At 52.1% G+C, this 12,369-nt stretch carries 12 protein-coding genes; 7 read left to right on the top strand and 5 right to left on the bottom strand.

All coding sequences use genetic code 11. The annotated features are described in order from the left end of the window. Nucleotides 1–53 precede the first annotated feature (53 nt). The 6 genes from ACR02O_RS03330 to ACR02O_RS03305 all read left to right on the top strand — a co-directional run bounded on the left by ACR02O_RS03330 (nucleotide 54) and on the right by ACR02O_RS03305 (nucleotide 5,112). Nucleotides 54–326 (top strand): YcgL domain-containing protein, encoded by a 273-nt coding sequence (locus tag ACR02O_RS03330; RefSeq protein WP_101052774.1) that lies wholly within the window; start codon nucleotides 54–56, stop codon nucleotides 324–326. Nucleotides 327–434: 108 nt separating this feature from the next. Beyond that, entirely contained in the window at nucleotides 435–1,454 is a 1,020-nt protein-coding gene (locus tag ACR02O_RS03325) for a DUF2333 family protein (RefSeq protein ID WP_020484171.1), read from the top strand. A 7-nt stretch (nucleotides 1,455–1,461) separates the two neighbouring features. Next, on the top strand, nucleotides 1,462–1,764 hold the full coding sequence (locus ACR02O_RS03320; RefSeq protein WP_020484170.1) for a DUF4389 domain-containing protein: 303 nt from the start codon (nucleotides 1,462–1,464) through the stop codon (nucleotides 1,762–1,764). 6 nt (nucleotides 1,765–1,770) lie between these two features. Then, nucleotides 1,771–2,862, top strand: coding sequence for a DNA polymerase IV (dinB, locus tag ACR02O_RS03315; RefSeq protein ID WP_494522813.1), 1,092 nt, complete (start codon nucleotides 1,771–1,773; stop codon nucleotides 2,860–2,862). A gap of 167 nt (nucleotides 2,863–3,029) precedes the next feature. Beyond that, nucleotides 3,030–4,508, top strand: a complete 1,479-nt coding sequence (locus ACR02O_RS03310) for a hypothetical protein (protein ID WP_494522812.1) — start codon at nucleotides 3,030–3,032, stop codon at nucleotides 4,506–4,508. Between the two features lie 46 nt (nucleotides 4,509–4,554). After that, nucleotides 4,555–5,112, top strand: a complete 558-nt coding sequence (locus tag ACR02O_RS03305; protein WP_494522811.1) for a C40 family peptidase — start codon at nucleotides 4,555–4,557, stop codon at nucleotides 5,110–5,112. On the opposite strand, the gene ACR02O_RS03300 is transcribed toward ACR02O_RS03305, so the two are convergent. The 5 genes from ACR02O_RS03300 to ACR02O_RS03280 all read right to left on the bottom strand — a co-directional run bounded on the left by ACR02O_RS03300 (nucleotide 5,109) and on the right by ACR02O_RS03280 (nucleotide 10,818). Then, nucleotides 5,109–5,780: an NAD(P)H-dependent oxidoreductase gene (locus ACR02O_RS03300; protein ID WP_494522810.1), complete on the bottom strand. Its 672-nt coding sequence runs from the start codon at nucleotides 5,778–5,780 to the stop codon at nucleotides 5,109–5,111. The two genes, ACR02O_RS03305 and ACR02O_RS03300, sit on opposite strands and share 4 nt — an antisense overlap. Before the next feature lies 1 nt (nucleotide 5,781). Further along, nucleotides 5,782–6,534 (bottom strand): DUF5765 domain-containing protein, encoded by a 753-nt coding sequence (locus ACR02O_RS03295; RefSeq protein WP_171697153.1) that lies wholly within the window; start codon nucleotides 6,532–6,534, stop codon nucleotides 5,782–5,784. Between the two features lie 174 nt (nucleotides 6,535–6,708). Then, the gene (locus ACR02O_RS03290; protein ID WP_494522809.1) at nucleotides 6,709–8,916 is read right to left on the bottom strand and encodes a primosomal protein N'; all 2,208 of its coding nucleotides are present in this window, start codon (nucleotides 8,914–8,916) and stop codon (nucleotides 6,709–6,711) included. Nucleotides 8,917–9,296: 380 nt separating this feature from the next. After that, on the bottom strand, nucleotides 9,297–9,794 hold the full coding sequence (locus ACR02O_RS03285) for a disulfide bond formation protein B (RefSeq protein WP_494522808.1): 498 nt from the start codon (nucleotides 9,792–9,794) through the stop codon (nucleotides 9,297–9,299). 70 nt (nucleotides 9,795–9,864) lie between these two features. Further along, nucleotides 9,865–10,818, bottom strand: coding sequence for a universal stress protein (locus tag ACR02O_RS03280; RefSeq protein WP_494522807.1), 954 nt, complete (start codon nucleotides 10,816–10,818; stop codon nucleotides 9,865–9,867). Between the two features lie 321 nt (nucleotides 10,819–11,139). Between ACR02O_RS03280 and ACR02O_RS03275 the strand changes: the two genes are divergently transcribed. Then, the gene (locus tag ACR02O_RS03275; RefSeq protein WP_494522806.1) at nucleotides 11,140–12,360 is read left to right on the top strand and encodes a potassium/proton antiporter; all 1,221 of its coding nucleotides are present in this window, start codon (nucleotides 11,140–11,142) and stop codon (nucleotides 12,358–12,360) included. The last annotated feature ends 9 nt before the right edge of the window (nucleotides 12,361–12,369 follow it).

Genomic DNA, 12,369 nt, shown 5'->3' with positions numbered 1-12,369 from the left:
TTCTAAACAAAAACCATTAGAATTGGCAGCATTAGCGATCACAGGTCATCATCATGCAATGTTTTATCTATAAAAGCCTGAAAAAAGACGAACTCTATTTATATCTGGACAAAAAGGACGACTTTTCCGCGGTGCCGGAAGCCTTGTTCAAAAGCCTTGGCCGCTTAACATTTGTGATGGAGTTGCAGTTGAGCCCGGATCGCAAATTAGCCAGGGAAAATCCGGAAAAAGTCATTGCCAGCCTGCAAAGCAAAGGCTTTTTCGTGCAATTACCACCGACTTTGATCAGTGCCATGCCGGCGTCGCTGGACAAGCAACTGCACTGAAATCGGGCGCGCCATATTGGTATATCCGTGCTAACATGGTCACAAAAAATCTTTATCGGAAAGCACGGTTTTTGCTCACTTATTTAGTCAGACCAGGATACGCACCACATGTCAGATAATCCATTAGCTTACGAAGACGCAAAGTCTAAGGGCATACTTTGGGGTTTTGGTTCGCTGTTAGGCGTTGTTCTGATTGTCATGCTGGTGTTAGGCGAATGGTGGAGCCGCGAACCCGAGCAATTCAGCGTTCAGGACGAAGCGATCGAACGAATGAATGTCACGCATACCGATCAGATGCCGATTGGGTATGTGTATGCCAATACCCTAGCGCATATCGCCGACGTCATACTGTTCAAATCCGGCGGTTACCTGTCCAACGACGTGGCGCCTCCCGGTCTGTTTTGCGATAACATTCAAAACTTCGAGTATGGCGCACTGGTCATGTTGCGCGACGGCACCACCGCATTACGTAACCATTTCGCCCGCGACCAATCGCAATCTGCGGAAGACCCTGATTTGGCAAAAGCCGAACCTTATTTTTACTACGAACGCAATTCCTGGGCCTTGCCGTCCACCGAGTCGGAATATGTAAAGGGTATCGAAGCACTGCATGCTTATATGGTTCGCTTGCAAAACCCGTCTTCCACTTCAAAAGCCGCGCAGTTTCACTCCAGAGCCGATAATCTTTGGCAATATACCGAGGTTGTCATCAAGCGGTTGGGTGGTCTCTCGACCCGCTTGGCGGCCAGTACCGACAAATTTTCCGGCGCAACCCACGGCGATCCATCCAATCCTATCGACATCAATATGCCAACCATCGGCCAAACGCCTTGGATGGAAATCGATAACGTATTCTACGAAGCGCGTGGTTCTTGCTGGGCGTTATTGCACATTCTGAAAGCCATCAAGCACGATTTTTCCGACATTTTGCTGGATAAGCGGGCGATGAATACCTTGGATAATATGATCCAGGCCCTGGAAAACGCCTTGTCTCCCACCTTAAGCCCGGTAGTATTGAACGGCGATGGCTTCGGCATTTTCGCCAACTATTCGCTGGCAATGGCTAACTACATCGCTCGCGCCAATGCAGCTGCGCTGGACTTGCGGGACGTGATGAACAGAGGGTAATGCCATCATGCAGGAACAAATTAACGAAAATCTGAAAAAAATCGAGACATGGAAACGTATCATTTTCATGCTGATTTTCGCGGCTATCGATAGCTTGGTTAAACTATTGTTGTGGCTGGTGATTTTGTTGCAGGTGGGCTCGGTGCTGTTTACCGGTGACGCTAACGCGAACATCCTTAACTTCGGCCGTAGCCTGTCAACTTACCATTATCATATTTTGCTGTTTTTGACGTTCAATACCGAGCAGCTGCCGTTTCCGTTTTCCGATTGGAACGAAACCGCCAAACTGGAATTGATCGGCAAGCAGTGATTTTCCATGGAAGCAGCGCCGCGCAAAATCATCCACATAGACATGGATGCATTTTATGCGGCGGTTGAACAGCGCGACCATCCCCAATTTAGAAATAAACCCATCATTGTCGGCGGTAAGCCTGATTCGCGCGGCGTAGTCGCCACCTGTAGTTATGAAGCCCGCCAGTTTGGCGTACGTTCGGCCATGCCTTCCGCGCATGCTTACCGACTCTGCCCGCAAGCTATTTTCGTTAAGCCGCGTTTTGATGTTTACCGGGAAGCGTCCGAGACTATCCGTGGGATTTTCGCTCGTTACTGTGAACGTTTCGAACCCTTGTCGCTGGACGAAGCCTATCTGGATGTTAGCGATAGCGAGCTTTATCAAGGCTCGGCGACTTTGCTGGCCAAGCACATCAAGCAGGAGATACGCCGACAAACCGAGTTAGTGGCGTCCGCCGGCATTTCCTACAATAAATTTCTCGCCAAAATCGCCTCGGACCTGGGCAAGCCGGACGGCTTGTATCTGATTACGCCTGAACAAGGACCAGCATTCGTGGAAAATCTGGCTATCGGCAAGTTTCACGGCATCGGCCGCGCTACCGAACAGAAAATGTACGACTTGGGCATCGTGACCGGCAAGGATCTAAAGCAACTGCCATTGGCGGAATTGCAACGGCATTTCGGCAAAGCCGGCCAACATTATTACAATATCGCCCGGGGTATTGATCCGCGCCAGGTCAATGCCAATCGAGCTCGCAAATCGGTGGGTATCGAAACCACGTTCGACCACGATATAGCCGACTTGACCACCATTCTGCGCTATTTGCAGGATTTGCTGGAAAAAGCCCTAGTCAGATTGGCGGAAAAACAGCTGACGGCCTATACGCTAACTGTGAAAATCAAATATCAAAACTTTGTGCAAATTACCCGAGGACGCACCTTGGCGGAACCGATCAGCGATAGCCCGAACACTAGACTGCTATTGACCGAATTACTGAAAAATACCGGCATCGGCACCTCCAAAGTTCGATTACTGGGTGTGACCTTATCCGGGTTGGAAAATGGCGATAAGCGCTTGGGTCAGTATAGGCAGATGGATTTGTTTGACGTGGGCTGAAGCGGATTTGCCATAATACGAGGCTATCTCGGGGCAGTTCCTTTCTTCAAGATAGGGGTTTTTACGACGGTCTTAATAAGGGTGGGGGATTGTTCGGCTCAACAAGCTTTGAACCCACCGGAAATACTTCGGTTTCAACATTGCGGTTTCAAATATTGTCAAACTTAATGTCATTGGCTCGAAAAATTAGCGCGGTGGCGGAAATGCGGCAGGCCGAATGGATTTTTATCTGCGGATTCCTTATCCATCTCGGCATCATGTATCCGGGCTTCATGTGCTATGACGCGGTCAATCAAATCCTTGAGGCTCGCGAAGGCGTCTATTCCGACTGGCATCCGCCGTTAATGGCTATTATCTGGCGTTTCACCGATAGCATCGTGCCGGGTCCGGCAGGCATGCTGTTTCTACAACTCGGCTTGGTGTGGGTCGGCGCTTACCTGAGCTTTCAAGCCTTTTTTAAGCCCTATGGCGGCAAGACCTTAGCGGCATTACTTGGCGCGATATTATTTTTGCCGCCGTTGTTCGGTATCAGCGGCGCAATTTTGAAAGACGTGCTGATGTGGGGCGCGCTATTCACCGCTTTTGGCATGGCCGGACATATAAAAAATCATAACGAACAAATCCCGCGGATTGCGTTTCTGTTGTTCGCACTGACAGTTTTGGTTTTATGGTTAGCCATCCTGATCAGGCACAATGCATTGTTCGCCACAATCCCCATACTCAGCTTTGCTTTATATCGCTTATATCCCAAAAACAGCCTACTGGGCTTGGCACGCGCAGCAATTCCCGGCGCGGCGCTTACACTGGTGTTATTTTTAGCGACAGGAGCGATAAACAACCGGCTTGCCGACAGACATACCTATCCCTGGGTGGCCAACGCCTCATTTGATATTGCCGGCGTCATCAAACGGCTTGAGGATAAAGGCAGGCAACAAGCCATTTTCGATCAATTGGCTGGCAGCCTAAATTCAACGGGTTCTGTCGAGCCTTTGCTAAAAGCCTATACGCCTATGTATTGGCGAGAGGTTTTCCGCACCAAGCCGCCAACCTTGCAACTGCCAACAAATTCGATGGAATCGCAGATCCATGGCTTTGAAAGCCTCTCCGACCAGCAACGGCAAACGCTGCATACGCAGTGGATAAACACCATACTCGCAGAGCCGGTTTTATGGGCGCGTCACCGCTTGGCCGTGTCGAGATATGTTTTAGGTTTGGTACCGGATAACAGTTGGAGCCCGGTGATGATGGCTAAAGATTTTCCCGGCGACTTAGAACACTTTTATGGATCTCATCCAAAAGCGAACAAATTACAGGAGTGGCTAGAGGCTGGCATGTCGAAGTATGTCGAATACTGGTTTTTTCAACCCTGGCCCTATTTTGTGCTGACAATTTGTCTATTTTTTGCCGCTGTGTTTCGCCAAGGAACAGCCAATATCGAAGTCATTTGTCTAACTTCCAGCGCCATCCTGCATGAGCTGGGTTTGATGTTGGCTGCCCCATCGCCCGATTTTCGCTATTCGCACTATATGGTTTTTTGCAGCCTGCTCGGTTTGCTGCTGCTGGCGCGCCACTGGTTGGCAAAACGGGAGTCTGTTCACTGGCAAGCGTTTAATGTTGTTGATAAACGGCGAGCGCGCGTTGAATAGCCTGTCTATAATATGCAAATTGATGATTTTATTGCCGATAAATCCGATGTCCATTTGCCTATCTTACCGCCGTGCTTTATTACTGCTGGTTCAGATAGTGGCGGTTGCCATGCTGAGTCAGCTGACCGGCTGCGCCAGTAAGGAAAAAGCACCGCTGACCGTGTTGCCGGCGCCCGAAGGCGGCAACCGGATCGCAGCGAATGATGCGCTGCAATTACAAGGTGCGCCTTATGTTTACGGAGGGGAGTCTCCCAGCCAGGGCTTTGACTGCAGCGGTTTGGTGTATTACGTGTATAACCGTCAGGGGATGCGCCTGCCGCGCGACACCCAATCTTTAGCCAGACAATTGCCGGCCGTACAGCCAGAGCAAAAACAACCGGGCGATTTGTTGTTTTTCACCACCGAGCGGCCGTTTTCGCATGTGGGGATTTATATTGGCGGTGAGCAGTTCGTGCACGCGCCAAGTAGCCGGACCGGGCAGGTGATGGTGTCCGACTTAAGGCAGCCGTATTGGCGCGAGCGCTTTATCGGGGTGCGCCGTCCTGTGGCGCGTTACTCGCTGTCGCTGAACGACAGCGATTTCGTTGGTTGCCGTCTGAATTAATCCAGCCAGCGTACCACCGCTTCGCGCTGTTGCCGGGTCTTCGGCCGCGCCGGCGGATTTTTCCGGTATCCAAACGCCACCATATACGCTGCGGACCAGTATTCTAAATTTACATCGGCGTCTTCCGCCAAGATCCGCTCCACTTCCACACGCTCGAAACCTTCTATCGGACAGGAATCGATACCTATCAGCGCCGCCGCCGTCATCATATTCGCCAGCGGCAGATAGGTTTGCCGGGTTGCCCAATCGGTCAGCGTGCGTTCGGAACCCAGCAAGTCAAAATCGCTACGCTGAAACTTCTCGATCAAGCCGCTGCGCAATTCGATGATGTCTTCCGGAAACTGCTGCACCTGGCGCATGATGTGTTGCAGATAGGCGCTGTCGTAGCGCATGAAATGGCTTTTCCGCACCAGCGTCAAAACCACATGGCTGGCGGTAGGCAACTGCTTTTGCCCACCCCAGGTAACCGCCCGCAGTTTTTCCCGCAGGTCCGGGTTTTGCACGACTAGAAACTGCCAAGGCTCCAGCCCGAAAGAACTGGGCGAGAGTCTGGCAACTTCCAAAATAAAGTCGAAATCCGCGCCGGCAATCTTGCGCTCGGCGTCGAATTCCTTACAGGCGTGACGAAATTGAAATGCGTCGAGAATGTCCTGCTTACTGATGCTCATATTACAAGCTGTCGCCTACTTCACGTTGATAGAACGGCCATTTCTTCACATGCAAATGTTTTCTGATCGGGGTTTTGATTACCGATACGCACAACGCAATCGAGAACAAACACCATACCGCGCAATACTCGTTCGGATCGTTGGTGGTCACGTCGGAAATCCAGGGTCCGATCAAGTAGTGAAACCCTACAAAGCGCCAGGATCCGTAAATAATAGGCAGGTAAAACGCCGCCAGAATGTACGAAAATGCGTGCAAGCCCCAATTAAAGCCAAACAACCAAGTCACGGGTTGCGACATCAAGCCGTTCAAAGGCATTTGCCAGGCAATGTGCCACTCACCGGACACCGAGCAGGTTTGTACACCGCAAAAGCCTTCAGTACCGGGTACGCAGTCGCCGGCCCAGGCGAACGGATACATCTTGATTAGCATCGCCAGGGAACTGATCGCACATAAGGTGTAAACCGTGGTCCTAATCTTTAATTTGACGCTTTCCGGAATGAAGTACATCGCCACCATGTTTACAAAAAACGGTTGGAAAGCGATATGCAGATAACCGAGCAGGGTGAGTACCTGATTATTGGGGTTATCGCACAGATTGATATACACATAGGTTGCCGCTTGTAGCAGTTCCATCAGGGCAAAATACGTTAACGGAATCCATAATTCCTTGGATTCACCTTTGTAAGCCACGTAAACGGCGGTCGTTAAACCTGCGGCAGCCAGAACGCCTGACGCTTCTCCACTCCAACACATTGAAAAATACCTTCTTTATTTTAGTTATAGGCATAGACATCTAGTTTGTAAGCGTGCCATCCAACCGCGCTTAAGTTACTGATTCAGATGTCTATGGGTTTTGCTACGGTCCGTCGTAAAGGGCGGGAATTATTACATAAACCGGACTAAATCGCCGGATTTTGGCGGGTCAGGCTAGTACAAATCCACCGGATCGACATCCAGCGACCAACGCACCTTTTTGGCTTCCTTCAACGCATAAATGGCAGGCAACAAATTGTCCAGCAAGTGGTGTAATTCTTTGCGCTGCGGACTCTGCAACAGCAACTGGTAACGGAATAAACCTGCGCGCCTAGCCATCGGTGCCGTCACCGGCCCCAGAACCTGCACTTCGCCGGGATTTAGCTCGCTGATTTTCTGACAAACCGCCTGTAAAAACTGTTGCGGCTCCTCGGCTTTGCCGGCTTGCACCCGCAGCAAGGCCTGATGGCCGAACGGTGGCAAACCAGCCTGCCGCCGCTCCTGCAGCGCACTTTGTGCGAAAGCCCGATAGCCTTTGCTTAGCAGGGTCTCCAGCAAGGGATGTTGCGGATGGCGGGTTTGCAATACCACCTTGCCGGGTTGATCGGCCCGCCCGGCCCGGCCGGCAACCTGCACGATCAATTGCGCCAGTCTTTCGCTACCGTGGTAATCGATACTGAACAGGCCGCTGTCTATATCCAAAATGGCAACCAGCGTCACGCCCGGAAAATGATGGCCCTTGGCGAGCATTTGCGTCCCCAGAATAATATCGACCCCGCCATCTTGAATCTGCTCCAGATACTGTTCCAACGAACCTTTACGTTGTGTGGTGTCCCGGTCCAAACGTACCACCACCTTGTCCGGGAACAAGCTTGCCAGGGTCTGTTCGATACGTTCGGTCCCCAAACCCAGCGCCTGTAATTCGCCGGTTTTACAGGCCGGGCACTGCTTGAGCAAAGCTTGTTCGCTGCCGCAGTGATGGCAGCGCAGCAAGCGGTCGGCAGCGTGAATCACCAAATTGGCATCGCAGCGCCGGCAGCGCGAGACCCAGCCGCAGCCATGGCAAATCTGCACCGGCGCATAGCCGCGGCGGTTGAGAAAAATCAGCGCTTGTTGTTTTTTGGCCAGCGTGGCTTGGATTTCCGCCAGCAGCGGTTCGGACAGGCCGGCTTGCATTCTTTTATTGCGAATATCCAATAACTGAAAGCTCGGTGCCGTGGCATTGCCGGCCCGATTGGGCAAATGCAGTAATTGGTAGCGATGCTGGGCAACGTTCGCCATGCTCTCCAGCGACGGCGTCGCCGAACCCAACAACACCGGGATACCCAATCCCTTGGCTCTGGCAATGGCAACGTCCCGCGCGGAAAAGCGAAAACCTTCCTGTTGTTTGAACGAGCTGTCGTGCTCTTCGTCGAGAATGATCAGGCCGGGGCGCGGCATTGGTGTGAACAGCGCGGAACGGGTGCCGAGCATGATGGCGGCATGGCCTTGTTGCATGCTCAGCCAGGCATGCAAACGCTGGTTATCGGTTAACTTGGAATGCGTGGACACCAGGTTCACGGCAAAACGCTTTAGAAAACGTTGCTCCAATTGCGGCGTCAGGCTGATTTCCGGCAGTAAAACCAGGACTTGTTTGCCCTGTTCCAGCACCTTGGCGATGATCTGCATATACACTTCGGTTTTGCCGCTACCGGTCACGCCCTCCAGCAAGGACACTGCAAAGCGGCCCAGATTGGCGATGACCGCATCGATAGCGGCCTGCTGTTCGGGGTTGGCCGGTAACGCGGTCTTAGTGACGGCTAATCCGGCGCCTGGAACGGGATCTTGTGCCGTGACCAAACCCTTATCAAGCAAGGCTTTCAACACCGGCTTATAGGCACTGAGGGCGGCAGCTGTCATCGCAGTACCGGTAGCCTGCAGCAAAGCCAAAAGCGCTTGCTGCTTGGGGGCGCGGCGTAACTGGTCCGGGGAAACCAACCGACCCTGCGGACTGAGGCCGAAACAGGGTTGACGTTGCAGTAAAGCGGGCCGGCCTTGGCGCAAGACCACCGGAAACGCCGCAGCCAGCACTTCACCAATCGGGTGGTGATAATAGCGGCTGGCCCAGCGTAATAACTGAATGTCGGTGTCAGCCAATAGCGGCTGGGTATCCAGAATGGCGATGGCCGGTTTGAGTTTATCCATCCGGACGCAGGAATTGTCCGCAACAGCCAGCAAAATCCCCACCTGCTGGCGCTTACCAAAAGGCACCAGCACTCTGACACCAACCTGCCATGTGGGCACACTAACGCCGGCTGGCGGCAGATAGTCGAATAAGCCATCCAGCGGAACTGGCACCGCAACTTTCAAAATTAAATTGCCCGTAGTGTCACAGTTAGGCATGTCTTGTGATGTTTTTTTGATATTAGCTGGCTAAGTGGTTAACAGGATTGAGGAATCTGAGTTACCCACAAAAGCTGTGGATAACTCTGTGGACAAGCTTTTCGGAGAATCGCTTAGTGTCGGTTTTTATTACACATTTGTTAAATTGCGCAAATTTAAGCCAGCTAATTTGCCAATTATAAATCAATGACTTAGCCAAAAAATTAATCTGTGTTAAATATCGCAGGCGCTATCGAAATGCCATTCAGGCTACGCGCCGTTTTTGTGCATAACCTGTTGCGAAGCTGTATCGATTCGACGCGGTAACTGCTGCAGTTGCAACAATTGGGTGCCGCGAAAAAATCAGGAGTCCGATACCGGCGACTTTTGACATCGCTAAGCTAGGCGGCATCGGCATCGTTAAAAAATTGCAGGCATGCCCAACCCGCCAACAATAAAAACGCGAACAAGGTCCAGGCAGGAATACTCAGGCCCAGCAAGGTCCAATCGACTTTCGCGCATTCGCCGGTGCCGGTCAGCATTAATTTGATGGTGTCGGCTAGCGGGAAATGCTGAAACACATATTCCAGCCCCGGACTGCATTCCGGCACCTCTTCGGGCGGCAGATGTTGCAACCAGACATGCCGGGCCGAGACGCTGGCGCCAATCAGCGCCGCGGCGGCACTGCACAGCGCGTAAATTTTGCGGCCGCGATTATGCAAACCACCGATTAAAAAAATCACGCCTGTCGCCAAAATGGCCAAGCGCTGCGAAATACACAGCGGGCAAGGCTCCAACTCTTCGACAAATTGCAAATACGCGCCAACCGCCAATAGCCCAGCGCAAGCGGCAAAGCCCAGGAAAAAACAAATACGCGGATTAAATTTTAAAAAATTCATTTTCTATTTCTTGGATTAATACGGAAACTGCAAAACTTCGGTTTAGGGTAAAAGCTGGCTCCAACCCTGTTCATGCCAAAGGAGAAACAAAACCGTCCGGCTTGACTGCGAGCACTGAACATTGGATACCGTTAAGGATGACTTCGGCAGTGTTGCCGATGATCAAACCTTTGATGCCGGTACGCGCCACTGTTCCCATCACCAGTAAGTTGACGTCCAATTTTGCCGCCAAAGCCGGAATATCGTCCCGCGCACTCCCTCTGACCAAGTGCAGCCTCGGCGATAAGTAATTGTAAGCCTCATCGCCTATCCAATGCCTTAATTTAGCGGCCAAGCCATCGAGCCCGGCCTGATAGCGGGCTCTTTCGGCTTCAATCTGCATTTCGACGGTTTTACTCGGAATTTCGCCTGCCCACGCGCTCAACATCGAGTCCCAAACGTGTACCAGATGCAGTTCGGCGAAATCGGCGAGCGCGACAGAACTGGCGAGCTCCAAAATTCTGCGGTTCAAACCGTCGTCCGTCACATCCGCGGACCACGGATCGAAATCGACGGCGGCCATAATTTTGGCATAATGGTTTTTTTCTTCCGACCGCATCAACCAGACCGGACGCGGACATTTGCGTAACAAATGCATGTCCGTACTGCCGAACAAATGGTCATGGATCCCATGGTCGCCGGCGGCCAATTTAATGACCAAATCATGGTCGCCATCCAGGGTCTGGCGCACAATTTCGATAAACGGGCTGCCAACCCGGATTTGCACATCAACGGGGTTCACGCTGCTGTAGCCAAGCAGTAAGGCTTCTAGCTTCTGGCGCTCCTGCTCGCGCAGCTGATTGTCGATTTGCTCCGGCGTATAAAGCTCAAGCAACGCGCCCAGACGCGGTTGTTCGACGACCTGTAAAAACGTCAATCTGGCTTGATTGTTTGCCGCCAACGCGATCACCCGCTCGATAGCCTGCCGCTGGTCGACGGCAAATTCGGCGACATACAGGATGTTTTTGAATCGGTTCATAGCCATGGTGTTGAGATCGTATAAATAGCCGAAATGCTTAGATTCCGGCTATATTGTCCGGGCAATCGAAAGCCACTTTGGCGGCGGATGCGCGTCCAGTACCAAAAAATTCCGTTTTCAGCGGGGCCATGCGCTTACACTCCGGCCTCAGACTTTACCGCGTCACGGCAAGTGAGGCAATCGCCTCTGTTTACCGGCACGGCATAAATCGACGTGGGAAGTAACACACGATTTGATAGGACCGAACATGCCGGCTCAGGCTTGCAAGACCGCTCATTTGCCCATACATCTTAACTACCGTAAATTCCTGATCACAGAGAATCGCCCATGCCCTCTATTGAATTGGTCAGTCTAGTTAGCGCCAGCCTGCTATTAATCAGCGTGTTTTCCAGCAAACTGGCCAGCAAAGTGGGCATTCCTTCGCTGCTGTTTTTTCTATTGACCGGCTGGCTGATCGGCGAGTTCGGCGGACCGGAACTGCATAGCCCGGAAATCGCAAAATTTATCGGCGATTTTGCGCTGATTTTTATTTTGTTTACCGGCGGCCTGGATTCGCATTGGCCCAATATTCGCCCGGTGTTATGGCAGGGGTTATGCCTCTCCACACTGGGCGTGTTTATCACGATGCTTTTATTAGGTAGCTTCGCTTGGTTTATCCTCGGCTCATTCAGCACCTTTTCGCTGGGCGTGCATGGCATCACGCTGACTCAAGGCCTGTTGCTGGCCGCAATTGTCTCTTCCACGGATGCTGCCGCGGTGTTTTCCGTGCTGCGCTCCAGCCACATCGCTTTGAAGGGCAAGTTGCAACCTTTGCTTGAGTTGGAATCCAGCAGCAACGATCCGATGGCCGTGTTACTGACCGTTACCTTGCTGAATTATGCGACCGGGGCCGAATCGGCTTTTCTGGAAGGTGGCCTGTTTTTGATTATGCAACTGTTGATCGGTGTGGCCGTGGGTTATGGCGGCGGGCGTTTCATGGTCTGGTTGCTGAATCATATGGGCTTAAGCTCGGCAGGTTTATATGCCATCGCCTCCATAGCATTGGTGCTGCTGACGTATAGCGGCACTACGTTTATGCATGGCAATGGCTTTTTGGCCGTTTACGTGGCCGGCATTGTGGCCGGAAACCGGGAAGTTACCCACCACCATTACATCAATGCCTTCCATGACAGCTTCGCCTGGCTGATGCAGATCATCATGTTTTTAACCTTGGGCATGCTGTCGGTACCCTATCGCGCCGAATTGTCGTCCTTGGCCAGCGTTGCCGTGGCGATCAGTTTGTTTCTGATGTTTGTAGCCCGCCCGGTCAGCGTCTTCATCAGTTTGCTGTGGGCCAAGATCAGTTTTAAGGAAAAGCTGCTGGTTTCCTGGGTGGGTCTGCGCGGTTCTGTACCTATCGTACTGGCAACTTTCCCGTTGGCGGCCGGCATCAAAGAAGCCGGGGAGATTTTTGTCCTGATCAGTTTTATTGTGGTGATGTCGGTGTTGATTCAGGGCTTTTCGCTAGCGGCTTTGGCGCGTTGGCTGGGATTGGCGGAAAAAAAATAAAATCGGTTG

The sequence above is a fragment of the Methylomonas sp. PHL2-19 genome (genome assembly GCF_059331595.1).
Note: the sequence above shows the minus strand (reverse complement) of the source record. Positions and strands in the feature narration are given on the sequence as shown.

Excerpts from the sequence above, each read along its gene's own strand:
- dinB (WP_494522813.1), top strand. The coding sequence starts at position 1,771 with ATGGAAGCAGCGCCGCGCAAAATCATCCACATAGACATGGATGCATTT.
- ACR02O_RS03280 (WP_494522807.1), bottom strand. The coding sequence starts at position 10,818 with ATGGCTATGAACCGATTCAAAAACATCCTGTATGTCGCCGAATTTGCC.
- ACR02O_RS03330 (WP_101052774.1), top strand. The coding sequence starts at position 54 with ATGCAATGTTTTATCTATAAAAGCCTGAAAAAAGACGAACTCTATTTA.
- ACR02O_RS03325 (WP_020484171.1), top strand. The coding sequence starts at position 435 with ATGTCAGATAATCCATTAGCTTACGAAGACGCAAAGTCTAAGGGCATA.
- ACR02O_RS03320 (WP_020484170.1), top strand. The coding sequence starts at position 1,462 with ATGCAGGAACAAATTAACGAAAATCTGAAAAAAATCGAGACATGGAAA.
- ACR02O_RS03275 (WP_494522806.1), top strand. The coding sequence starts at position 11,140 with ATGCCCTCTATTGAATTGGTCAGTCTAGTTAGCGCCAGCCTGCTATTA.
- ACR02O_RS03285 (WP_494522808.1), bottom strand. The coding sequence starts at position 9,794 with ATGAATTTTTTAAAATTTAATCCGCGTATTTGTTTTTTCCTGGGCTTT.
- ACR02O_RS03300 (WP_494522810.1), bottom strand. The coding sequence starts at position 5,780 with ATGAGCATCAGTAAGCAGGACATTCTCGACGCATTTCAATTTCGTCAC.
- ACR02O_RS03290 (WP_494522809.1), bottom strand. The coding sequence starts at position 8,916 with ATGCCTAACTGTGACACTACGGGCAATTTAATTTTGAAAGTTGCGGTG.
- ACR02O_RS03305 (WP_494522811.1), top strand. The coding sequence starts at position 4,555 with ATGTCCATTTGCCTATCTTACCGCCGTGCTTTATTACTGCTGGTTCAG.
- ACR02O_RS03310 (WP_494522812.1), top strand. The coding sequence starts at position 3,030 with ATGTCATTGGCTCGAAAAATTAGCGCGGTGGCGGAAATGCGGCAGGCC.
- ACR02O_RS03295 (WP_171697153.1), bottom strand. The coding sequence starts at position 6,534 with ATGTGTTGGAGTGGAGAAGCGTCAGGCGTTCTGGCTGCCGCAGGTTTA.